General features: G+C 46.3%; 14 protein-coding genes, 2 pseudogenes and 1 riboswitch. Of the genes and pseudogenes, 6 read left to right on the plus strand and 10 right to left on the minus strand.

Translation table 11 applies throughout. The features are described 5' to 3' along the window. Positions 1-15: 15 nt before the first annotated feature. The 6 genes and pseudogenes from BT_RS09910 to BT_RS09940 all read right to left on the minus strand — a co-directional run. The gene (locus BT_RS09910; protein WP_004293828.1) at positions 16-1,116 is read right to left on the minus strand and encodes a YncE family protein; all 1,101 of its coding nucleotides are present in this window, start codon (positions 1,114-1,116) and stop codon (positions 16-18) included. Between the two features lie 28 nt (positions 1,117-1,144). Continuing rightward, entirely contained in the window at positions 1,145-3,235 is a 2,091-nt protein-coding gene (locus BT_RS09915; RefSeq protein WP_004311297.1) for a lipoprotein, read from the minus strand. 14 nt (positions 3,236-3,249) lie between these two features. After that, a complete protein-coding gene (locus tag BT_RS09920; RefSeq protein WP_004293827.1) occupies positions 3,250-5,031 on the minus strand; it encodes a PKD-like domain-containing protein in 1,782 nt (593 codons plus the stop codon). A 64-nt stretch (positions 5,032-5,095) separates the two neighbouring features. Beyond that, the gene (locus tag BT_RS09925) at positions 5,096-6,013 is read right to left on the minus strand and encodes a DUF4465 domain-containing protein (RefSeq protein ID WP_005681511.1); all 918 of its coding nucleotides are present in this window, start codon (positions 6,011-6,013) and stop codon (positions 5,096-5,098) included. A 154-nt stretch (positions 6,014-6,167) separates the two neighbouring features. Further along, a riboswitch (cobalamin riboswitch) is annotated at positions 6,168-6,360 on the minus strand. Positions 6,361-6,959: 599 nt separating this feature from the next. Further along, positions 6,960-8,016, minus strand: a pseudogene (locus BT_RS09935) (tyrosine-type recombinase/integrase); the annotation flags it as partial. 447 nt (positions 8,017-8,463) lie between these two features. Beyond that, positions 8,464-9,222: pseudogene (locus BT_RS09940) on the minus strand (tyrosine-type recombinase/integrase); the annotation flags it as partial. Positions 9,223-9,451: 229 nt separating this feature from the next. On the opposite strand from BT_RS09940, the gene BT_RS09945 reads away from it, so the two are divergent. After that, the gene (locus tag BT_RS09945; protein ID WP_008766287.1) at positions 9,452-10,180 is read left to right on the plus strand and encodes a transcriptional regulator; all 729 of its coding nucleotides are present in this window, start codon (positions 9,452-9,454) and stop codon (positions 10,178-10,180) included. Between the two features lie 474 nt (positions 10,181-10,654). Here BT_RS09945 and BT_RS09950 read toward each other — a convergent pair whose 3' ends face one another. Genes BT_RS09950 through BT_RS09965 form a run of 4 tightly spaced genes read right to left on the minus strand, consistent with a single transcriptional unit; the run spans position 10,655 to position 17,005 of the window. Beyond that, positions 10,655-11,263, minus strand: coding sequence for a TetR/AcrR family transcriptional regulator (locus BT_RS09950; protein WP_011108067.1), 609 nt, complete (start codon positions 11,261-11,263; stop codon positions 10,655-10,657). A gap of 9 nt (positions 11,264-11,272) precedes the next feature. Beyond that, entirely contained in the window at positions 11,273-12,640 is a 1,368-nt protein-coding gene (locus tag BT_RS09955; protein ID WP_162303116.1) for a TolC family protein, read from the minus strand. A gap of 6 nt (positions 12,641-12,646) precedes the next feature. Further along, positions 12,647-15,844, minus strand: a complete 3,198-nt coding sequence (locus tag BT_RS09960; RefSeq protein ID WP_011108069.1) for an efflux RND transporter permease subunit — start codon at positions 15,842-15,844, stop codon at positions 12,647-12,649. Positions 15,845-15,862: 18 nt separating this feature from the next. Then, complete coding sequence (locus BT_RS09965) at positions 15,863-17,005, minus strand: efflux RND transporter periplasmic adaptor subunit (protein WP_011108070.1); 1,143 nt, start codon at positions 17,003-17,005, stop codon at positions 15,863-15,865. A gap of 154 nt (positions 17,006-17,159) precedes the next feature. On the opposite strand from BT_RS09965, the gene BT_RS09970 reads away from it, so the two are divergent. The 5 genes from BT_RS09970 to BT_RS09985 all read left to right on the plus strand — a co-directional run bounded on the left by BT_RS09970 (position 17,160) and on the right by BT_RS09985 (position 24,031). Then, the gene (locus BT_RS09970; RefSeq protein WP_011108071.1) at positions 17,160-18,008 is read left to right on the plus strand and encodes a helix-turn-helix domain-containing protein; all 849 of its coding nucleotides are present in this window, start codon (positions 17,160-17,162) and stop codon (positions 18,006-18,008) included. 189 nt (positions 18,009-18,197) lie between these two features. Continuing rightward, complete coding sequence (locus BT_RS09975; RefSeq protein ID WP_008766293.1) at positions 18,198-20,489, plus strand: NADP-dependent malic enzyme; 2,292 nt, start codon at positions 18,198-18,200, stop codon at positions 20,487-20,489. Further along, positions 20,486-20,662 carry a hypothetical protein gene (locus tag BT_RS24355; RefSeq protein ID WP_008761139.1) on the plus strand — a complete coding sequence of 59 codons (177 nt, stop codon included), beginning with the start codon at positions 20,486-20,488 and terminating at the stop codon, positions 20,660-20,662. The genes BT_RS09975 and BT_RS24355 overlap by 4 nt, the downstream gene beginning before the upstream one ends. Positions 20,663-20,826: 164 nt before the next feature. Beyond that, positions 20,827-22,161 carry an NADP-specific glutamate dehydrogenase gene (locus BT_RS09980; protein WP_011108072.1) on the plus strand — a complete coding sequence of 445 codons (1,335 nt, stop codon included), beginning with the start codon at positions 20,827-20,829 and terminating at the stop codon, positions 22,159-22,161. Positions 22,162-22,564: 403 nt separating this feature from the next. Then, the gene (locus BT_RS09985) at positions 22,565-24,031 is read left to right on the plus strand and encodes a catalase (RefSeq protein ID WP_011108073.1); all 1,467 of its coding nucleotides are present in this window, start codon (positions 22,565-22,567) and stop codon (positions 24,029-24,031) included. Positions 24,032-24,207: the final 176 nt, after the last annotated feature.

Raw genomic sequence — 24,207 nt, forward strand, 5'->3', positions numbered from 1 at the left:
TGTCCTCCTTCCTCGTTATTTCCAGCAGAAAGCTCCCGGAATGATTCCCACGTAAAATTCATCGATCAGCTTGCCTTGCGGCGAATAGCGATACACGATACCTTGTTGCTGGTAATCAATAGCGTCGGCCACATATACCTCCCCGTTGTTGGGATTGACCGTAAGGCCGTAGTATTTGGTGTCCCGAAACTCCAGAAAAGGCCGGACGGGAACACGGTCGGCTTCCACCGGCATTCGCCAAATATCGTTGTTGATCCAGTAAAGTGTATCCCGTGTACCGTTGAGCTGGACTTCCGAAGGCCAGTCGCCCAGCTTAAACTTGAACTGTTTCTCTACGGTGAAAGTCTCGGCGTCTATACGATAGAGAGACGGTGCCTCGTAACCGTATGGGCTGCCCTCGTAACCGCCATCCGTGATGGTCCACATCTTGTTGTATTTGTCCATGACCAGCGAAGTAGGTTGTATGCCGATGGTCAGTTCGTCCACGACCTTGTCCGTCTCCGTGTCGATTTTCAGGATGCGGTTCTGGTACGACCAGCAGTTCACATAGACGTACTTGCCGTATTGTACCATTTGTTCGGTGGAACCCGATTCCATGTCCATGTCTGGACATTCGATATAGCCGGTAATCTCGTATGTCTTGGGGTTGATGATGAAGATACGGTAGTCCCATATCTGCGTCACATAGGCTTTCTCATCCGACAGAAAATGGATATACCGGGGTGAGGTGAAACCTGTGATACGGCCCACTTCCTTGAAAGTATTGATGTCGATGGCGAAAATCACATGCGAGTTGTTCACCACGATCCAGCCTATACCGTCCCGGATAACCATAGACTGGGCCACATCGCCCAACTTGAACCCGTTGGCACGGTAAAACACTTCATTCTCCACTTCGCACGTGGCGGGATCGTAGTAGGAAAGCGTGGCATTGCTGTACTGGAAATTCCCCTCGTTGGTAATGAAAAGACCAGAGGCCGATACAGAGAAATCTTCCATCTCTCCGTAATCCCATTTCATGCAACTGCCGAAAACTGGCAGGCAGAAAAGAAAAAGGCAAATCCGTTGTATTGTTCTGCTCATTGTCATTCGGATAAAAAAGAGTACCCGAATCATTACGGGTACTCTGGTTAAGGTATAAGGTTTAATCCTGCTGCGTATATTGTTTGTCCTTCATATTTTGGAAGGTTGGGTTATACCCACATTTCGTCACGCTCCAACTTTCCCCCGTAATCATTCCGTTTTCTATAAACTTGCCGAAGAAAGTGTAGTCGGTAAATTTCGTCAAACCGTCAAAAACAACCCCATGCAAGGTCTCCAACTTCTCCATGGAAAGTGTTTCCTGAGAAAGAGAAGTCGCACTTTTTATCTGTAGCGTACCATCTATAGTCTGTAATTTATCACAAGTAATGCCTGTTGCTTTATTAACGAACAACCCTTCACCTCCTACGTGAAGCAATTCCGGAATATCCAGCGATTTACTTTGTAAAGATATTGCTAACGAACCCTCTCCCTCTTTATAATATACAGGAGAAGCTGAACAACAAACTTTGGATAGTAAGGGCAAGTTACAACTGGTAAAATTTCCAGATAAATAGAACTGTCCTCCCACTTCTTTCAAGACTGGCATTGTGATTGAAGCAAACATGGGTATTTGGATATATCCATATCCATCTATGATTTCCAAGTCGGGAAATTTGGCATTGCTTCGCATTTGGCCTGTCACATTTAGATTTCCATATACATGTTGAATTGTCGATATGGTATAATCGGTATTGTTGGTGGTTGGCTTACAAGTGAAGTCTTTGATATTCTTGAACGTGATTTCAGGGAACTTATTATTCGTGAGACTGGTGATGACAAAATTTACATTTGACAAATCTTCGGCTGTTTCAATTTTGGAGAGCTGCACCTTGTTTATAATTTCAATCTGGGGCGCTGTTTCTCCGAAGGTTTCAAATCGGGCGTTCGGCAACAGCAGTGTTCCGCTCACATCTTCAAGATAATCCAGCGTGATGCTTCCAAGTGTGGTGATCTTGCTCCAGTCGGGAAGTTGTTTGAGTGCCGTGAAATTCTTTATCTTTATCTGTCCCTTTATCGTTGTCAGTTTGTCCATTCCACCGAAAGCCTGAAGCACGTCATTTCGTTGGGGAACAAAACTACCGGTAGGAGGAGCTTCCATATTGGCTTCCATAATAATACTTCCGTTTACTGTTTCGATTTCCGGAAGGTTGATGGTTTCCAACATCACGGGGACGGTATGGAAATCAAGGCCACCGGTCTCTTTCAGCTTAAGGAAGCTCATGGAAGTCAGCTTGGCAAGATTGTTTACGGACAAGACCCCTCCGACACTTGTCAGTTCCGGTATTTCCAAAGACGCAATCGAACCGGCTGCTGTGTTCTCTTCATTGAGTCCTTGAAGATTCAGATCCTGACCTACAGTAGTCAGAACCGGAAACTCAAAACTCTGTAACGACGACGCATTGAACATCACGCTTCCTTCAATAGTTGCCAGTTTCTCGAATAGGACATACGTCACTTGGTCGTTATATACCGATATGTCTCCGGAGAGCGTTTCCAATGCTTTCATGGAAATCATGTGAAGTTCCGTAGCTTTCGAGGCGACATCGGTCGAACCTACCTGTAAACCTCCGGCAGAAACGATATTATCCAACCCTGTCAAGTCTGCACCGTTGTAACTGTTACGAATGACAATGTTGCCAGTAACCTCTTTCAAAGATGCCAATGCAGATATGTCAGTGATTTTTTCTGCCTCTTCCGCATCAGAGCCGATAATCAGGTTCCCTTTGACAACGGTTGTTTTGGTTGCGGCAAAAGAAGCTACCTCCTCGGTGGTCTTCAACTCCACATCTCCGTCAGATTCTATCTCGCTTTTCACGACCTTATAGGTATATTCGCGGGCATCTCCGTTATAGGATGTCACCCGGAAGGTTCGTTCGTTATCCCAGTCCGTTACCGTTTCAGGATCAGGTATGATTGTTGCAGAAGTTGTGTACTTGAATTCCACTTCGGCGTTGTTCAGCGATACCGTATAGGGAACGGTTATTGTTACTGTATTGTCCGTAATGTCGGCCGTGTACGATTTCCCGTCCACGGTCATCACGACCGATGTGATGAAATTTTCATCTGCATCTTCAGGTATAATTTCATCGTTTTTGTCACACGCTCCCAAAAAGAACAAGGATAGGAGCATGGGAAGAAAATAAATTTTCATACTTGTAATTTTTATTATTTGGTTAGATCCTCAAAAGAAAATACCTCCGTAGAAACTTCGCCCAGCCAGCCGCTTTTGGCCAGAACACCGCATTGTATTTTGATAAAGTCAATATATTGCAGATTGGCTTCCGTTCCATCGGCATGGATGGCATTGGAAATTTTGAAACCGTTCCTTTGTCCGCTTCCATCCACCGTACTGCCGCCTTCTATCTGGTCGTTTCCGAAATTATCCACGTACCCCCAGTCATAACTCTGATTATCCCAATAACCGGTTTGAGAATCTTGGGTGTTGCGGGCGGCCAGACAAGTGCCTGTCAGGGTATAACTGTTTTCCGAAATCCAAGCCGGATAATAATAGTCTTGTGTATGATAAGCGGACAGATAGTCTACCCAGCCGTTTCTACCGTCGGAACTGATCCATTGGACATCCATTTTTTTGCCTTCCGGACGGTAATAGGTCACTTCAAAATTCTGTATTGTTTCTTCCTTGCCTGCTTCAGATCCTTTCAGTTCGTACCACTCGTCATCCGGCAATCCGTTTCCGTTTATATCTTGCATGACCCATACGATACCCGGTTCGGAACTGCCGTCAAAGGCGTTCCCCTGAACACAGAAATCATATTGGTTACCCGAATTGGGAATACTGTGGTCGAAGCCGACGATGATATAACCCCCGAAAGAACCTAAAGAGACGTGCAGTTTGTCTTTCAAACGCTGTGTTGCCCATGCGACAGCCGCTTCAGGGGATGTTTCGTTGCCGGTCATACCGCCTATCGTGCTCGTCTCGTTGATAAATTGGCCGGGAGCTGGGGTATATTCATAGACTTTATTCCAGAGCTTGGAACTTCCCGAAGCCCGGAAGCCGTCTTGTTCCTTTTTGTCCACACAAACGACTTTTACGGTGGCAGTGACAGCCGTTTTCCCTTTGTCGATATTCCTGCTTATTTTTTCCGTCGGTGTGTCTTCCGACACAGTACAGGAGACGGTGTATTCTCCGGGTGCGGACGGCGTGAACTTGAACATGCGTTCCACTTCTCCTTCCATGACCTGACCGTCCACACTCCACTCAAAACGGGGATTGTCGAAATACTCCAACAACGGACGCAGGAAAACAGGACGGTCGGCAAAAGTGTACCTGTCCGTGGATGTTTGCAGGTAAGACGGGGTCGGGAATTTGACAACGTAGGGCATCGTTTCCACGACCTCTACGCTTACGTCTTTCGTTGTTGTCCCATCTATATTGGAAGCGTTGATTGTCACCGTATAAACACCGAGTTCTTTTTCATTGAAAGTATAAGTATTCTCGGTGGAAACGATTTTTCCTTCCCGTACCCATTCGATTTTGAACCCTTCGACATCCGAATGCTGAATATCGGGAGTAAATGTGTAATCGGTATTCCGGACGACTTTTAGCCCCTGCGAAGGTAGTGCCAGTGAGATGACCGGAGGGGTGAGTTCTTTCACTTCTACTTTCAGTTCCTCTTCGGCATAACCTTCCGCATTGTCTACTCTTAGTTTGACATAAAAATCCCCGCATTCATTCCATGTACGTTGAAGAGACGGACCCGAAGAAACCAGCGTACCGTCTATCGTCCAAGCAAAAAGAGCATCTTCAACATTCTGGTATGTCGGGGCGATAGTCAATTCGTGATCGACCTTGACAGTGTAAATACCGGTCTCGCTGTCAAGTTCTATTATAGGTTGTCCTCCTACTTCTTCGGTAATGACTTCATCCTTGTTGCAGGAGGTGAACAGCATACAGGCAGAAATAATAAAATAGTGAAAACGATGCATGATGTGTGGATTTTAGAAAAATAACAGGGATACCCCCGACAGAAGGGATATCCTTGTATTCTTTTTATTGTATGGTGATATCATCAATACAGATATAAGCCGGAGTATTCAAACCGTATGCTCCCGAATCCGAACCCTCGAAGTTGAATTTCACACTTTGCACCCCTTCGGCATTGATTTCCCAATAATCCCATGTCGTGATAGGATCAACCTGTTGTTGGCCGTTACGATAATCGGCTAAAAGACGTTTGTAAGTGCGGATCAGACCGCCATTCACATCATAACATTCCAGATTCACTTGGAAATACCCTTTCATCTCTTTCAGAGGAGTCGCTACCCCCGTAGAACCGAACTGATTACCATAAGTAATGACACCATAAGTGTATGAGGTGTTGCAGATCCACAGGCCGACCAATTTCCGGGGAACATTGAAATAAAATTCTGGTTTAGCCATCCATGCCTGATTGTAAGCATCCACATATCCGTAAACGACACCGAAATTGGAACCGCTGTGCCCGGCTTCCTTATTCTGTCCTTCCGCTTCCACCGCAGTGTTATAGACAGAACATTGGTTTAGATAAGAATACCACCAGTCTCCGGTATTTCCCGACTGATTGGAGCGGATGTTCCAGTTGGAAAGTGCGATGCCGCCGCTGGAATACTCTGTGCTTCCACCTACAGTATTAAACATTGAAAGGAAGAGATATTCTTCCGGAGTATTGTCGTAAATGGTGGTTACTTGAGGATACCCTTGGTACGAATAAAGATTTTCTCCGGCCGAGGTAGGTCCTGCTAACATGCCGGGATCGAAATCATCGAAAGTGATAGTTAAAGTACCGTCCGGATTTGTCACAGCACGGGTTTGCGAAGTTCCGGAATCAACCGGGTCCATCAAAAAGTCATCGTCCGAGCTACAGCCAGAGAACAAGGCGGTTGCGGTAAATAGACAGGCACCTGCCAGAAAGCGTAATTTTCTTTTCATAGGTCACTCATTTTAATGTAAAACATATTATTAACAAACACAAAAAATTCCCGTTCGTGCGGACTTACACGAACGGGAATATGTCTGTCTTCAAATATTGAATGGCCGATGAGCTATTCCTTATTTGATTACGACCCGTATATCCCGCAGGTGTAAATCTCATTCCGGTCATGGCAGGTCTTCTGACTCGTCCCGGTCATCGTGCCTTCCCGGTATTACACCAGTGGCAAAAGTTCGATGTCCGTTTTTGTGGACTCACAGCAGCGGGTACTGTCCCGGATTTTCACCGGGTTCCCTTTTCATTCGGAAGGCGTAAACCTCCCGAAACCATTTCCCGACTGCAAAATTATCTATATTACATATCAATTCCAAATAATTCATAATATTTATAATAAAACACACAAAGCATGACAACCGTACTGTTTTAATTAGAGCATTCAAGTTTACGACAAACGAAGACGGTAATTATCATACACAATATCCATAAACCAACAAAACAGCTTGCCATTTTCCATAACAATGCGTTCTGGAATAGATAACTGTTAGCTGCAATTATGCAAGCAAAAAAAGCAGACAGAATAATGACTATTAATATCATGCACCAGAAATTAATCCTATAAATTTATGGAAAACAAGTAAGGGAATGGAAGTTCCGTTGCCGCATGGATGCAGGTGAAGGACCTTCTCTTTTAACGTTGGATACGCCAATGCACGCCAACGGAAGACTCTGATATTATCTGTTTGGAAAGGATATAGGATGTGCGTTACTTTGTCGCATATTCAGAATCTTAAAAAGAATTTTAGTATGGAACTGACAATTATTGAAACAAGCGCGTATTAGGAGTTGAGAAAGCTGGTCAGCACGCTGGTCGTACAGATGGGCGACTTCCAGAAAAAGATTGCTCCGCCTGCGCCGGACAAGTGAATGGATGCGCAGGACGTATGTGATGGACTTATGCCCAAACACTTTCTGAAGAGTTTCCAGCAGCATCCCCTTGAGTATGGCCAGAACGGCAAATGCGTGGCGTCCGATGTGCGGGGTGACCTCGCCCCGGAGTTGCATTTCCTGCCTATGATTCCAAGACTGAGCCGCATGGCATTGTATTCACCTACCGGAAAGACACATTCGGGGAGTCTTTCTTTTCATCCGTACCCCTATATTTTTCAATCAGTTCGATAGCAATGGGCAATAATTTTACGACATACGCCACTCCCGTTTTTATACGGTTGCCCATCAGCCATGTACCGCCGTCGGAGTCGGTATGGATATTATCGTATGTTATGGCTTTCAAGTCCACATAGGAAAGACCGGTGAAGCACATGAACAGGAACATGTCGCGCATGGCACGCTGGCGTTTGTATCTCGGTTCTATATGGATTATCCTTTGCAGTTCCTCTTCGGAAAGGAAAGAACGCCTCTTGTATTCGGGCATACACTCGAATGATGCGAACGGATGAACCCGTATCCAGCCTTTTTCCTGCGCGATATACATCAGCCACTTCAAGGTATTGACACGCCCGAAGACAGTGGAGTTTGCCAAAGCGCATGTACCGAGCATCCAGTTGTAGTAATCCTCGATGAATGATTTCTCAAGTTCTTCGATGACAATATCCTCTGCATTCTTCTTGCTTTTCATGAAAAGCAGGAGACTCTTGTAATCGGCAACCAGACCGCAGTAGGTGCTTTCGGCTTTCTCTATGCCGATTTTCTTTTTATACGGTTCCAGCTGTTCCCTGAAAAGGTTCATAAGGGTGTGGCATTCCTCTGAGAAGCCGACATAGCGGTTATAGACTTTCTTGGCTGTAACAAAACTGTCGTGGTCGCAGATGTACTAGTAGTGCCTGGTGATTTGCGCCTTGATATTGTCAAGCTCCTGATTGAGTGTACGGGCCTCCTCGGACTTGCCTTTGGCCCGGTTGGTTTTGACGTCCCACAAAGCGAGGGACACTTCTTTCTTACAACTGAAACCGGCTTGGGTTCCATTGATGGTGATACGGCCCATAATCGGTGTCTTTCCGTTTTTTACAGACTGTTTATTCTCAAAACACTTAGCTATACATGGTCTGCGATAAGCTAAGAGAGATTCCCCTTACACAAAAGCATGGCATCTCCTTGTCGTATCTCGCCTTTATACTTTTATGTATAGTAGTCTACCGGATCGAATGAACAAGACCTATCCCATACATAAACCAATTTAGACTGCTATGTTATTTTTGAGGAAGAAGATGGAATGAGACCAGATACCCTCTTTAAGGCTGACTGTAAGTCGATTAAATGTAGAAAAAGATTGCTTTTGTCACAAGTAAAGTGTATATTTGCATTGAAAGAATCGTTCTTTGACAGAGGCAAAAGAAAACAGAATATTGTAATTCGCTCGTTTCTAAATCGTTACCTGATATTAATTAAACAGAAATAACTGTTTAATTTTCAATTAGATAGAGATTGTATGATGTTTCGCCGTGTACGAGCTTACTTCAGATGTCAGTCCCAAAACCTGTTTCAAAATCATTAACTGATAATTAAAGTTGCGCAATGCCAGCTGATATTCCTTGTAAGCAGCTTCCGTTCCCTCTCCACTGGTGATCAGCGAAAAAAGATAGGGAGAAGCAGGATCGGTATTCATATACCGTTTGATCAGCTTCATGGCTTCAGGCACAAGAGTCACTGTTAATAACCTGCCGGTTTTTCGACGGCGGTAAGTCATTACATTCCCATCGATATCATGCTTTTTCAGATAGGCAAGATCCACAAAAGGAATCCCACGAAGTAAAAACATTAAAAAGAAAAGACCACGAGTACGCTGTAGTTCCTTGTTGTCCTGACACAGCTGTTTCGGAAGTTCCTTCATCAGACGCTCCATGTCTTCCTTATCCAGCGCACGTTTCCTGTCCGCGCGCGTTCCTGTATAAACATACCGGAAGTGATGAGGCACATAAGGCGCAAGATGGCGGTCGACCGCACGGTTATACACTGCACGCAACGTACGCATATAAGTGGAAACTGTATTCCAGCTACAATTTCTGCCACGCAGATACGATTCGAAACTTTTAAGAAACTCCTGACTTACTTTCCGGAAAGGAAGCTTATCACTTCCATGAAAGGCAAGGATTGCACTCATGCTACTCCTGTAAATATGGGCGGTCCCATAATTCCCACTTTCCCGCAGCCCATCGGCTACTTCCTTCATAAACGAAATTAAATTCCCCATTTTCTACTGATTTAAATAATACTCAAAGATACGTTCATGGAGAAAGCCGTTCCCTTACCCACTCTGCTTTCTCCAGTGTTCTTTGTTTTTCTATTCTCTAAATACTAAGAAGACAAAGATAGAAATAAATTTGTTCAGTGACCGAGCCGTTTCATAAATCTGTTTTATAAAGGAAAATAAGTGACTTATACTTATTTTTCATACATTTGTATGCAACAAAGAAATAAACATGGAACAATCGAAGAATAAACGTGCACGCCGTACCCGCGCCGAACTGGAAGCGGACGTGTTTGATGCCATCCGGCAGTTAGCAAGTGAAAAAGGTCTGGCGCAAATTACCTTTACAGATATTATGCAAAGAGCCGACATACAAATGTCCGTCCTGCTCAATAACTATAAGAATATTGAGCGATTGCTGGATAAGTACGCTTACATTTCTGATTATTGGCTGCACGATCTTTTCGATGAAGAACACCCTACAGACAAAGCCAACGAGGACATCATGAAAAGCACCTTAAAGGCTTTGGCAAATTACTTATATGACAATACCGATATGCAGCACTTGCTAGTGTGGGAACTCGAAGCGGACAATTCGACCACAAGACGTATGGCACGAAGCAGGGAAAAGCATTACAAATTGGCTATAGAAGAATACAAGCATTTGTTTGAAGGAACGGGTATCCCAATTGATATAATAGCGGGACTTCTTACTGCCGGGACATATTACCTGATATTACACCGTAAGCGTTCCACATTTTTTAGTGTGGATTATCAGCGGAAGGAAAATCGGGAACGCTTGTACAGTACACTTGAATATCTTTCCGGTCTGGTGTTCTCCGCACTCAAAGAGCACAACCAAACCATAGAGATAGCCCGTAATTTCAAGCAGAAAGGTATAGCGGATGATGTGATAGCAGAATGCACGGGTTTGTCTGTCGATGTGGTGAAAGGGCTTTAGATTGATCATTTGTCAAGTTTTCATATGGAGACAAAGAATAGCCCAGCCGCTTTTACCAAACAAGCGGGAAACTACATTATTAGAGATTGAGCGTTTGAGGCAGCCATAAAATAGTAGGCATAAGACAGATACCACTATACTGCTATCCGATTAATACATAGCATGATACAAGTTGCTATATTCTCAAAGTATTCTCATGCCTTTGAGAAAAAATTCTCACCACAGTGAGAAAAAGTTCTCGTGCCTTTGAGAATTATTTCTCAATGCGATGAGAAAATGTTCTCATTGTGGTGAGAATAAAAGCGTTTATACTAACCTGCCAACAGTTAACTGCCTTTCTGCTTATCTCCGGATTTAATTGACAAGATTTAAAAAGCAACTTAATATATCACATGATTGTGAATTTCAGAGAATAACTCATTTCAAACAAATAAAAAGGCGTGCCTGCTTAAAAAGCAATACACGCCCTTCCTTTCATACACAAACATTGAATTTATCCAGTTTCAGGTGTTCGTCAATATACCGAATGCCGTCCACCTCAAAAAGCCCTCGTAAGAGAGTATGGTTCAGCGTCCGCTGAACAACATACGGAGTACCTTGCAGGCAACTCTGATAAATAACCTCCTGCAAATCTGCCGCAAAGCGATCCGGATCGACTCCCGGAAGCAGGTAACCACAGATTTTGCAATGCGTCAGTACGTCGATAAACTGCTGCAACCAGAAGGCCTCTTCCCGTTTGAAGGAAGCACGGTAATCTTCATTCGCGGCGATATCCAGCAATAAAGTCTTTCCTAACGAATGCAATAGCGTGAGATACCCGTTCACTGTGGCAAAAAGCACCTGCATACACGAACTGTCCATCCGCATCTGACTTTGTTTCAGACGACTTCTGATCCCGTTGGTGAAATCATAAAGACAGATGCGGAACAGACAAGTCTTACTGGGGAACAGCTTGTAAAGCGTACGCTTCGACATCTTCATCCCCTTGGCTATGTCATCCATGGTCAGTCCGTCAGCACCGTGCAGATACATCTCGTGTTTGGTGTATTCGATTATCTGACACCGTACTTTTTCAGGATTCATACTATCCTCCTACATCCGGCCTCCGCCCAAAGCCTGATACAGTGTAATCACGCCCTGGATTTCGGTAAAGCGATTGGCTACCTGTGAAAGTCTGGCGTTCAGCAATGTCTGCTGTGCGGTCAGTACTTCCAGATAAGTAGTATTATTACTATGTTCCATCAAAAGACTAGTGCTTCTGGCAGCAGTCTGCAAAGAGGTGATCTGCTTATCGTAGAAAGCGGATTTCTCACGGGCCGTCTGATATTGCACCAGTGCCTCGTTTACTTCCACACCTGCGTTCAGCAATGTCTGTTCAAAGCTGAGGCGGGCTTCTTCCTGCTGTGCCTTCGCTATTTTCAGCTGGGCGATATTCACTCCCTTGTTAAATAAAGGTTGCGTCAGTGAAGCTACGGCAGAAGCAACAAACTTGCCCGGATTGATAATCATGCTACCGGCACTGTTTGTCCATCCGGCACTCCCGCTCAGCGTGATGGAAGGATAGAAAGCGGCACGGGCAGCATTCGTCGTATAGAACGCCTGCGCTAAAGAGAACTCCGCGCTACGTACATCCGGACGGTTGGAAAGCATCTGCAAAGGAATCCCTACGGAGAAGTCTTCCGGCAACTGCTGGTTTTCCAGTTTGCCGCGTTGCATCTTGTGAGGTGTTTCCGCCAGCAACAAAGCCATTGAGTTCTCGGTCTGATTGATTTGTTCTTTCAGGTCGAGCACTGTCGTACATATATTATAATAGGTAGCTTCCGTCTGAGCCAGTCCGGCTTCGGTCATCATACCGGCCTTCTTCATGGCACGGGCTGTCCGCACGCTCTCTTTCCATGCCGCTTCGGTGGACACGGAAATCTCATATTGAGCGTCGAGCATCAGCAAGGTATAATAAGTATTCGCCACGGCAGACACCAATTGCGTCTTCACCGCCTGTTCATACTCCTTGCTCTGCTCATAGGCCGCTTTTGCCCGACGTTTGGCCGTGGTCACCTTTCCGAAGATATCCAGTTCCCACGAGGCAGTCACCGGCAATGAGTAGGTCTGTGTCGCTTTGCCACGGTCGAAGCTGCTCACAGCTCCTTCCGGTGCGAGAAACAAAGAGGGCAGATAAGAAAGCTTGGACGTCAGCAACGAAGCCTCCGCTTCTTTCACACGGAGATGCGCTGTCTGCATATCCGTATTCCGTACCAAAGCCGAATCGATCAAATTCTGCAAATACGAGTCAGTAAAGACCTCTCTCCACGAGAGATTACCGAAGTTCGCCGTATCGGCGGAAGCGACGGTCTCGCTTCCATAAAGTCCTTCGGGGACTTCCGATACAGGTTTGTATTTATTGTAGATACCGCAACTACTCAACACGAGCGTTGCTGCGGATAAGATTAATATTTTCTTCATCATCAATTATTTTTTTCCTGCTTTAGATTTTTCTTCTTCACTCACCTTGATTTCTTCCTCGATCTGCCAGTCTTCCGTAGGTCTGCTCTGCACAGGGCGTAAGCGTTCCTGCAACCACTGGAAAGCGATAAACAAAGTAGGCACGATGAAAAGTAATGCCAGCGTACCGATCGTCATACCACCGACTACACCCGTACCCAGCGAACGGTTACCATTGGCTCCTACACCGCTGGACAACATCAATGGGAACAGACCGAAGATCATCGTCAACGCTGTCATCAGAATCGGACGCAAACGGGCTTTGGCTGCACTTACCGCGGAAGCGATCAGTCCCATGCCTGCCTTACGGCGTTCGGCAGCGTATTCGGTCAACAGGATGGCCGTCTTTGCCAACAGACCGATCAACATAATCAAACCTGTCTGCAAGTAAATGTTATTCTCCAGTCCGAACATCCATGCGAAGAGGAAACTTCCCATCAATCCGCAAGGCACACTCAGAAGCACGGCGAACGGAATGATAAAGCTCTCGTACAATGCACTCAGAATCAGATAAATCATCAGGAAGCAGATACCAAAGATGATCATAGTCGTACCGCTTTGCTGATTTTCCTCACGGGTGATGCCTCCGTAATCATAGCCATATCCCTTGGGAAGAGACTGTACGGCTGTTTCCTGTACGGCCTTGATAGCGTCTCCCGTACTATATCCGTCTGCCGGCATCGCATTCACGGCGATGGAATTGTACATATTGAAACGGCTCAGCGACTCTGCACCGTAGCTGCGTGTCAACGTTACGAACTGGCTCAGCGGAGCCATCTCTCCGTTCGACATACGTACGAAAGCATTGTCCAGTGAGGTTTCGTCCAGACGGAATTGCGGGTCTGCCTGAATCATGACTCTGTATACTTTGGAGAAACGGTTGAAGTTGGACACGTACTGACCGCCATAATAACCGGACAGTGTACTCAGTACCGCATCCGGTGTAATGCCTGCGCGTTTACACTTGGCTGCATCCACCTCTACCGTCCACTGCGGATAGCGCACATCGAACGTAGAATATGCCATCGCAATTTCCGGACGCTGGTTCAATACCCCCAAATATTGCTGGGTAGTGGTAAAGAATTCGTTGATATCACCGCCCATCTTATCCTGCATATGGAGTTCCAGCGCATTACCCATACCGTAACCCGGAATCATACCCGGCGAAATAGCGAAGACACTGGCATCCTTGATATCGGCCGTACGACCGTACACCTGACCGATGACTGCCTGTACATTATCCTCGTCATTCGGACGTTCGTCCCACGGTTTCAGCTTCAGAATCAACATACCGAACGAGCTTCCCTGTCCTGCCAGCAATCCGTAGCCGGCCACTTTCTGCACGTGCTTAATCTGCGGAATATCCATCAGACGCTTTTCGATGCGTTCCATCACTTCGTCGGTCGTAGTCAGCGAACTACCGGCCGCCGTACTTACATTGACGAATACCACACCCTGGTCTTCGTCCGGCACCAGACTGGTCTTCGTCGTGTTCATCAGGAATACAAGCAACACTACGGAGCAAACGAGCAGCGACCATGCCAGCCATCTGCGTTTGATAAAGATCAGCACCACATTCTTGTATTTCTCTATCAGAATATCGAAAGCCGAATTGAATGCTTTACGGAAACTTGCCGCAAAGTTATTCTTCTGCGTACCGTCTTCATTGATATAGGGCTTCAGCAGCAACGCACACAATGCCGGACTCAGCGTCAACGCATTAATAGCGGAAATACCAACGGCAACCGCCATCGTCAGACCAAACTGGGTATAGAACGTACCGGAAGTACCGCCCATGAAGGATACCGGAATAAATACTGCCATAAACACCAGCGAAGAGGTGATAACAGCATTACTGATACCTTTCATTGCATCGATACTTGCCATATAGGACGACCTGTACCCCACGTCGAAGCGTGCCTGCACCGCCTCGACGACAATAATGGCGTCGTCCACCACCGTACCGATGACGAGCACGAGCGCAAACAGCGTGAGCAGATTGATACTGAATCCTGCCAGCGCCATGAAAGCAAACGTACCGATGAGCGAAACAATGACTCCCACCAAAGGAATCAGCGTAGAACGGAAGTCCTGCAAGAACACATATACTACAAGGATAACCAAGATAATCGCCTCGATCAACGTCTTCACCACCTCATGGATAGAAGCGAACAGGAAGTCGTTCGAACTCATGATCTGCGTCAGTTCCACTCCTTTCGGAAGGTCTTTGCGGACTTCTTCAAGTAGTTCATCAATATTCTGATTGACTTCGGTCGCATTGGAGCCTGCCGTCTGGAACACCATACACGAAACGCCCGGATGACCGTCCATTCCACCGTGATAAGCATAGCTATCCTGTCCCAACTGTACCTCGGCGATGTCTTTCAACTTCAGGACCTCACCATTGTCCGTAGAACGAATGACAATATCTCCAAATTCTTCCGGAGTGATCAGACGTCCTTTATATTTCATTGTATACTGATAGGTTTCGTTCGAGTTTTCACCAAATGAACCGGTAGCCGATTCGATATTCTGCTCGGCTAGCACACCGGTGATGTCCGACGGAATCAGTTTGTACTGAGCCATCACGTCCGGCTTCATCCATACACGCATACTATATTCACCTCCCATAATCATCAGGTCACCTACCCCCGAGATACGAAGAATCTGCGGTTTGATATTGATACTGATATAGTTGGAGAGGAAGTTTTCATCGTAGCTATCGTCCGGACTGGAGAGCGAGAACATCTGCAGGATACTCGTCTGACGTTTGGAAGTTGTCACACCGACCTGCGTTACTTCTGCCGGAAGCTGTCCCGTCGCTCTCGACACGCGGTTCTGTACGTTGACCGCTGCCATGTCCGGGTCTGTTCCCTGCTTGAAGTACACGGTGATACTCACTGTACCGGCATTGGTGGCGGTAGAAGTCATGTAAGTCATGTCTTCCACACCATTGATCGCTTCTTCCAAAGGAGCAATCACACTCTTCTGCAAAGTTTCCGCACTGGCGCCATAATAGGTGGTACTCACCATAATGGTTGGCGGAGCAATATCGGGATATTGTTCGACGGGCAGACTGAACAGCCCGATGATACCCACAACGACAATCGTAATAGAGATGACTGCCGATAATACGGGGCGTTCAATAAAGGTTCTTAAATTCATGGATGATTCCTCCTTTGTTTAATTTTCAGTAGTTGTCGTAGATGCCTGGGCAGTCTTTGCCTTAATCGGAGTACCTTCACGAAGCAATCCTACGCCTTCCGCCACAATCACATCGCCCGGAGACAGTCCTTCATCCACGATAAATTCGCGGCCGCCGTTCACACGGGTCACCTGCACCTGACTGGACTGCGCTTTGCCGTCTACTACCTTATATACATATCTCTTATCCTGTATTTCGAAAGTAGCTCCCTGCGGGATCACCAAAGCTCCCGTTTTCTGTACCGGAATCACTACGTTACCCGCACCGCCGCTGTGCAGCAATCCGTCCTTATTAGGGAAAACGGCACGCAGGCTGACAGTACCCGTCGAACGGTCAATGACTCCGCTGATAGACTCGATCTGTCCCTGTTCGGGATAAGCCGATTTATCGTTCAGCTGCAAATCGATGGCGGGCATACTTTTCAGCGCCTCGTCTTTAGAGCCATACTGGCGAATCAATCCCAGCAACTGGTTTTCCGTCATCGAGAAGTAAACGTACATATCCGAATTGTCGGAAACGGTGGTCAGCGGTTCGGGGATACTGGAACTTACCAACGCACCTACGCGATAAGGCAATGTACCTACCACTCCGTCTGCCGGACTCTTCACTACCGTATAAGAAAGGTTATTACGGGCGCTCACTTCTTGTGCCTTGGCCTGCGCCAGTTGCGCTTTGGCAGCCAGAAGAGAATTTTTTGCCGTACTCAGATCGAAAGCGGAAACTACATTCTCCTTATACAGTTCCTCTTTGCTGTCGTAAGTCAGCTGTGCCGTCGCCAGAGACGCTTTGGCTGACTCTACATTCGCCACTGCCGTCTGCAGGGCTGCCTCATACGGCACTTGGTCGATGATGAACAGCGTCTGTCCGCTCTTCACCCGCTGTCCTTCGGTGACACTGACTTTTGTCAGCGTACCGCCTACCTGTGGATAAATATCGATGTCCTGACGTCCGCGGATAGTCGCCGAATAGGCACTCGAAATCATCCGGTCGGTCGGAGAGACGGTCATAACTTCATATCCTGTTTCCATTTGTGTGGGTGGAGCTTGCTTACAACCTGCAGCAGCAACCAGACAGCCGAGCAATAATAGCCCTTGCTTCATTTTACATACCTTTTTACTCATTGTGTTACCTATTAAAATTTTTGATCGCGGCAAAGGTAGACTCTTTTCACCATAGAAAACTGGTCATAGTGTTTAGAGTTTTGTTCATTTTCGGAACAATATGAGCGATATTTAGTGAAAAAGTCCTATTTTTGCCCACTAAATAAGAATAGTTATGATACAGAGAAACTCTACCCTTGCCGTTCTCCGGGAATCATTCGTTGCCGGAAGCGATGAGAATTTGTCACCTATCATGCATCACCTCTGGAAAATGGAAGGGGGTGCCATCTATTTCTGCCGCAGTGGATGGGCACACGTCACCATCGATCTGAAAGAGTACGAAATCGTCAAAAACACTCAGGTGGTACTGCTCCCGGGAAGCATTATCCGCATCAACGGAAGCAGCAGTGACTTCACAGCCTCCTTTTTCGGATTTCCAAAGGATATGTTTCGGGAAGCCTGCCTGCGGTTAGAACCGACCTTCTTCCGTTTTATGAAGGAAAAACCATGCTATGTACTTCCCGATAAGGATACCGGAGCAATCAACGGATTGATACAGGCGACAACTGCTATTTATAATGATCGCGAGAACCGCTTCCGCAATCAGATAGCCAAGAATCATCTCCAGTCTTTCATGCTGGACATTTACGATAAATGCTACCGCTACTTCGACAAACAGGAAATAGAAGGGGGAAGCCGACAGGACGAAATCTTCAAGAAGTTTGTCGCATTAGTACACGAAAACTGCATTTCACAACGGGAAGTTAACTTCTACGCCAACGAACTTTGTATTTCGACCAAATATCTGACAGGTATCTGCCGCAGTGTGACCGGAGATTCCGCAAAGAAGATCATTGATGATTTCGCCATTCTCGAAATCAAAGTACTGCTCCAGTCCACGGAGCTGACAATGCAGGATATAGCCGACCGGCTCGGTTTCCCGGACCAGTCGTATTTAGGAAGATATTTCAAACGGCATGAAGGAATGTCGCCCAGAGAATATCAAAACAGATATGTTATATAGCAATCAGAAAAAAGAAATAACCATTATACATTAAGGAGTACAGAGACCCGGATAGCAACCATAAGTTTGTGCAAAATCAGTCATTTTGCTATAAAATTAATAGAAATTATCATCTAAAGACAACAATGTATAACTTTTATTCCTACATTTGCAGCCAAATGATAACTTATTAATAAAAATACCAATACCATGGCTAAAATAACCAAAGAAGCCGCTTTGCTCTACCATTCGCAGGGCAAACCCGGTAAGATCGAGGTAGTTCCTACCAAACCTTACAGTACTCAAACTGATTTATCACTTGCATACTCTCCCGGTGTGGCAGAGCCTTGCCTCGAAATAGAGAAGAATCCGCAGGACGCTTACAAATACACAGCCAAAGGCAACCTGGTAGCTGTTATTTCTAACGGTACAGCCGTACTCGGACTGGGTGACATAGGCGCACTGAGCGGCAAACCGGTGATGGAAGGCAAAGGTCTGCTTTTCAAAATCTACGCAGGTATCGACGTATTCGACATCGAAGTGGACGAGAAAGACCCGGAGAAATTCATCGCTGCCGTAAAAGCAATCGCTCCTACTTTCGGCGGTATCAATCTGGAAGACATCAAAGCTCCCGAATGTTTCGAAATCGAACGCCGTCTGAAAGAAGAGCTTGACATCCCTGTGATGCACGATGACCAGCACGGAACCGCTATCATCTCCAGCGCCGGACTGGTAAATGCCCTGCAAGTGGCCGGAAAGAAAATCGAGGATGTGAAAATCGTCGTAAACGGTGCCGGAGCATCTGCCGTATCTTGTACCAAATTATATGTATCACTGGGGGCACGCCTCGAAAATATCGTCATGCTGGACAGCAAAGGCGTTATCAGCAAGACACGTACCGACCTCAACGAACAGAAAAGATATTTTGCCACCGACCGCACGGATATCCACACACTGGAAGAAGCGATCAAAGGCGCCGACGTATTCCTCGGCTTGTCCAAAGGTAACGTACTGAGTCAGGACATGGTGCGCAGCATGGCTCCCATGCCGATCGTATTCGCACTGGCAAACCCGACACCGGAAATCTCTTACGAAGATGCAATGAGCGCCCGCCCCGACGTACTGATGGCAACCGGACGTTCCGACTATCCGAACCAGATCAACAACGTAATCGGCTTCCCGTACATCTTCCGCGGCGCACTCGATACACAGGCCAAAGCGATCAACGAAGAAATGAAAATCGCAGCAGTACACGCTATCGCCAATCTGGCAAAACAGCCTGTACCTGATGTAGTGAACACAGCATACCACGTCAACAACCTCTCTTTCGGTCCGGAATACTTCATCCCGAAACCGGTAGACCCGCGCCTCATCACTGAAGTTTCCTGTGCCGTAGCCAAAGCAGCCATGGAAAGCGGAGTGGCACGCACGGAAATCAAAGACTGGGACGCTTACTGCGTTCATCTGCGCGAACTGATGGGATACGAATCCAAACTGACCCGCCAGCTTTATGACACCGCCCGCCGCAACCCGCAACGTGTCGTATTCGCCGAAGGCATCCATCCCAACATGCTGAAAGCCGCCGTCGAAGCAAAAGCCGAAGGCATCTGCCATCCTATCTTATTAGGAAACGACGAAGCAATCGGCAAACTGGCCGAAGAACTCGACCTGAGCCTGGAAGGCATCGAAATCGTCAATCTCCGCCATCCGGACGAGTCGGAACGCCGCGAACGCTACTCACGCATCCTTGCCGAAAAACGTGCCCGCGAAGGCTTTACCTACGAAGAAGCCAACGACAAGATGTTCGAACGCAACTACTTCGGTATGATGATGGTAGAAACCGGAGATGCAGACGCATTTATCACCGGACTCTACACAAGATACAGCAACACCATCAAAGTTGCCAAAGAAGTAATCGGCATCCAGCCCGGATTCAACCATTTCGGAACGATGCACATTCTTAATTCAAAGAAGGGTACCTACTTCCTGGCAGATACGCTGATCAACCGTCATCCGGATACGGAAACTCTGATTGACATCGCCAAACTGGCTGACAAGACAGTCCGTTTCTTCAACCATACACCGGTCATCTCGATGTTGTCGTACTCCAACTTCGGCGCCGATACCTCCGGCAGCCCTGTCAAAGTGCACGGAGCAGTGAACTATATGCAGAAGGAATATCCGGAACTCGCCATCGACGGTGAAATGCAGGTGAACTTTGCCATGAACCGCGAACTGCGTGACGCCAAGTATCCGTTCACCCGCCTGAAAGGTAAAGACGTGAATACGCTGATCTTCCCGAACCTGAGCTCCGCCAACGCAGGATACAAACTGCTGCAGGCAATGGACCCCGATACGGAATTTATCGGCCCTATCCAGATGGGATTGAACAAGCCTATCCATTTCACTGACTTTGAAAGTTCTGTCCGCGACATCGTGAACATCACAGCCGTAGCCGTGATCGACGCCATCGTAGTGAAGAAGAAAAACGAAAGCCGATGAGAAGGCCGTTATCAAAATCACAAATAGTTTGCGTCAGCCTGCTTTGGCTGGCGCTTTGCTATTTAGTTCTCACAAAAGCCGAACGTATTGACGGTATGACGATAGTAATGCTTGTCATTTCGGCAGCATTAGTCTTTATTCCTGTCTATAAGTCGATGAAAAAGAATAAATAAATATCTTTTTTCTGAGTTTTAATGCAATAAAATATCAAATTTGATGTTTTATTGCATTTTTCTTTATAAAATGTTTGCTAGTTCAATTTTTATCTTTACTTTTGCAACCGCATAAAAGAAATAGGTAATCGAAATTTAATCAACCAATAAAAGAAAAAAAGATTATGAATGCAGCAAAGGTATTAGACGATCTGAAAAGACGGTTCCCCAACGAACCGGAGTATCATCAGGCAGTAGAAGAAGTACTTTCTACTATTGAAGAAGAATACAACAAACACCCGGAGTTTGACAAAGCAAACTTAATCGAACGCTTGTGTATTCCTGATAGAGTATTTCAGTTCCGTGTAACTTGGATGGACGACAAAGGTAATATTCAGACAAACATGGGTTACCGTGTTCAGCACAACAACGCTATCGGCCCGTACAAAGGCGGTATCCGTTTCCACGCATCTGTAAACCTTTCCATCCTGAAATTCCTTGCCTTTGAGCAGACATTCAAAAACTCACTGACTACGCTGCCTATGGGTGGTGGTAAGGGTGGTTCCGACTTCTCTCCACGTGGTAAGTCAAACGCTGAAGTAATGCGTTTCGTACAGGCATTCATGCTGGAACTGTGGCGTCACATCGGTCCCGAAACTGACGTACCTGCAGGTGATATCGGTGTAGGTGGCCGCGAAGTAGGTTTCATGTTCGGTATGTACAAGAAGCTGGCTCACGAATTTACCGGCACATTCACTGGTAAAGGCCGCGAATTCGGTGGTTCACTGATTCGTCCGGAAGCTACCGGTTACGGTAACATCTACTTCCTGATGGAAATGCTGAAAACCAAAGGTACTGACCTGAAAGGTAAAGTTTGTCTTGTTTCCGGTTCGGGTAACGTAGCTCAATATACAATCGAAAAAGTAATCGAACTGGGTGGTAAAGTAGTTACTTGCTCCGACTCTGACGGTTACATCTACGATCCGGACGGTATCGACCGCGAAAAGCTGGATTACATCATGGAACTGAAGAACCTGTACCGTGGCCGTATCCGCGAATACGCAGAGAAATATGGTTGCAAATATGTAGAAGGAGCTAAGCCTTGGGGTGAAAAATGCGATATCGCACTGCCTTCTGCCACTCAGAACGAATTGAACGGCGACCACGCCCGTCAGTTGGTAGCAAACGGCTGTATAGCTGTATCTGAGGGTGCAAATATGCCTTCTACTCCGGAAGCTGTCCGTGTATTCCAAGACGCTAAGATTCTGTACGCTCCGGGTAAAGCAGCTAATGCAGGTGGTGTATCAGTATCAGGTCTTGAAATGACTCAGAACTCCATCAAGTTGAGCTGGAGCGCTGAAGAAGTAGACGAAAAGCTGAAGAGCATCATGAAGAATATCCACGAAGCTTGCGTTCAGTATGGTACTGAAGCCGACGGATATGTAAACTATGTAAAAGGTGCTAACGTAGCCGGATTTATGAAGGTTGCCAAAGCTATGATGGCTCAGGGTATCGTATAATCAGCAAAATATAAGAAAGCTATAGTCATTTTTAAGATAAAGGCTCCCGCCTTCCGAAAGGAAGGACGGGAGTTTTTTTATGTTGTACCGCAGTGGTGAAAAACAAGTAAAAGAGTGCAGGCAAACATATAAAAGAGTGAGTGACAGGAAGTACTTCACTCTGGCAAATGATGTAGAAGAAAAAGGTAAAAGAAGTACATGACTTGGATGAAAGATGTACTTGAAATAAAAAATATCGGAGGTTTTAAAGATTGTTCATAGTTATTCTCTATCTTTAGATAGAAATTATCAGTTTGACAAGCAAGCAAAATCGGTCTATCTTTGTTACATATTATAAACCCGGACAGAAGAATAAAAAAGACTTCGGTTTATTTAAACTTTGCCTCCGACTAACATCTATTTTATGGAAGAAAAAAAACTAACTGCCGCGAACGGTCGTCCCATTGCCGACAATCAGAATTCGCAAACCGCAGGTCAACGCGGACCTGTCATGTTACAAGATCCATGGCTTATTGAAAAACTGGCTCATTTTGACCGTGAAGTGATTCCGGAAAGACGTATGCACGCCAAAGGTTCGGGAGCTTTCGGTACATTTACCGTCACTCACGACATTACGAAGTACACCCGTGCAGCTATTTTCAGCGAAGTCGGAAAGCAAACTGAGTGTTTCGTCCGTTTCTCTACCGTAGCCGGAGAGCGTGGGGCGGCAGATGCCGAACGTGATATCCGCGGTTTTGCCATGAAATTCTACACCGAAGAGGGCAACTGGGATTTAGTCGGAAACAACACTCCTGTCTTTTTCTTACGTGATCCGCTTAAATTTCCGGATTTGAATCATGCCATCAAGCGCGACCCGAAAACGAACATGCGCAGCCCTAACAGCAACTGGGACTTCTGGACACTTCTGCCCGAAGCGCTTCATCAGGTGACAATCACTATGAGCCCTCGCGGCATTCCTTACTCCTATCGCCATATGCACGGATTCGGAAGCCACACCTATAGTTTTATCAATGCGGACAACCAGCGTATCTGGGTGAAATTCCACCTGCGCACCTTGCAGGGAATCAAAAACCTGACAGATCAGGAAGCGGAAGCGATCATCGCCAAAGACCGCGAATCTCATCAACGCGACCTTTTTGAAAGCATCGAAAAGGGAGATTACCCGAAATGGTTATTCCAGATTCAGTTAATGACGGAAGAGGAAGCAGACCATTACCGCATCAACCCGTTCGACCTGACCAAAGTATGGCCGCACAAAGACTTCCCGCTACAAGACGTCGGAATCCTTGAACTGAACCGTAATCCGGAAAACTATTTCGCAGAAGTAGAACAAGCTGCTTTCAACCCGATCAATACCGTAGACGGCATCGGATTCTCACCGGACAAGATGTTACAGGGACGTCTGTTCTCTTACGGCGATGCACAGCGTTATCGTCTCGGAGTGAACTCCGAACAGATTCCGGTGAATAAACCCCGTTGCCCGTTCCATGCTTACCACCGTGACGGAGCCATGCGTGTAGACGGCAACTACGGTGCAACCAAAGGCTACGAACCCAACAGCTACGGAGAATGGAAAGACTCTCCTCACATGAAAGAACCGCCTCTCAAAGCATCCGGCAACGGAGAGATATACAATTATAATGAACGCGAATACGATGATGATTACTACAGCCAGCCGGGCGATCTGTTCCGACTGATGCCGGCAGACGAGCAGCAACTTCTGTTTGAAAACACGGCACGTGCTATGGGAGACTCCGAATTATTCATCAAACAGCGTCACACCCGCAACTGCTACAAAGCAGACCCCGCATACGGTGCCGGAGTCGCCAAAGCATTGGGCATTGATCTGCAAGAAGCATTGAAAGAATAAAAGAACAACCAACCATTTGTAAAAGAAAGAGCATATTTCCCGACGGATTTATGCTCTTTTTTTCGACAGAACAGTAAACAGATGTATATCAGCAGAATAAAAATCCTTTTTTATTCCTTTAAAAGGAATGCCCCGTTGGTTTAAAACCAACGGAACTATTTAAAAAAAGTTCTGCT

Origin of the sequence: Bacteroides thetaiotaomicron VPI-5482, assembly GCF_000011065.1 — a bacterium.
GTDB lineage: Bacteria > Bacteroidota > Bacteroidia > Bacteroidales > Bacteroidaceae > Bacteroides > Bacteroides thetaiotaomicron.

Bases quoted from the DNA above. Each gene is read 5' to 3' on its own strand.
- BT_RS09960 (WP_011108069.1), bottom strand. From the start codon at position 15,844: ATGAATTTAAGAACCTTTATTGAACGCCCCGTATTATCGGCAGTCATC.
- BT_RS09915 (WP_004311297.1), bottom strand. From the start codon at position 3,235: ATGAAAATTTATTTTCTTCCCATGCTCCTATCCTTGTTCTTTTTGGGA.
- BT_RS09955 (WP_162303116.1), bottom strand. From the start codon at position 12,640: ATGAAGAAAATATTAATCTTATCCGCAGCAACGCTCGTGTTGAGTAGT.
- BT_RS09950 (WP_011108067.1), bottom strand. From the start codon at position 11,263: ATGAATCCTGAAAAAGTACGGTGTCAGATAATCGAATACACCAAACAC.
- BT_RS09985 (WP_011108073.1), top strand. From the start codon at position 22,565: ATGGAAGAAAAAAAACTAACTGCCGCGAACGGTCGTCCCATTGCCGAC.
- BT_RS09970 (WP_011108071.1), top strand. From the start codon at position 17,160: ATGATACAGAGAAACTCTACCCTTGCCGTTCTCCGGGAATCATTCGTT.
- BT_RS09980 (WP_011108072.1), top strand. From the start codon at position 20,827: ATGAATGCAGCAAAGGTATTAGACGATCTGAAAAGACGGTTCCCCAAC.
- BT_RS09945 (WP_008766287.1), top strand. From the start codon at position 9,452: ATGGAACAATCGAAGAATAAACGTGCACGCCGTACCCGCGCCGAACTG.
- BT_RS09965 (WP_011108070.1), bottom strand. From the start codon at position 17,005: ATGAGTAAAAAGGTATGTAAAATGAAGCAAGGGCTATTATTGCTCGGC.
- BT_RS24355 (WP_008761139.1), top strand. From the start codon at position 20,486: ATGAGAAGGCCGTTATCAAAATCACAAATAGTTTGCGTCAGCCTGCTT.
- BT_RS09910 (WP_004293828.1), bottom strand. From the start codon at position 1,116: ATGATTCGGGTACTCTTTTTTATCCGAATGACAATGAGCAGAACAATA.
- BT_RS09975 (WP_008766293.1), top strand. From the start codon at position 18,198: ATGGCTAAAATAACCAAAGAAGCCGCTTTGCTCTACCATTCGCAGGGC.
- BT_RS09925 (WP_005681511.1), bottom strand. From the start codon at position 6,013: ATGAAAAGAAAATTACGCTTTCTGGCAGGTGCCTGTCTATTTACCGCA.
- BT_RS09920 (WP_004293827.1), bottom strand. From the start codon at position 5,031: ATGCATCGTTTTCACTATTTTATTATTTCTGCCTGTATGCTGTTCACC.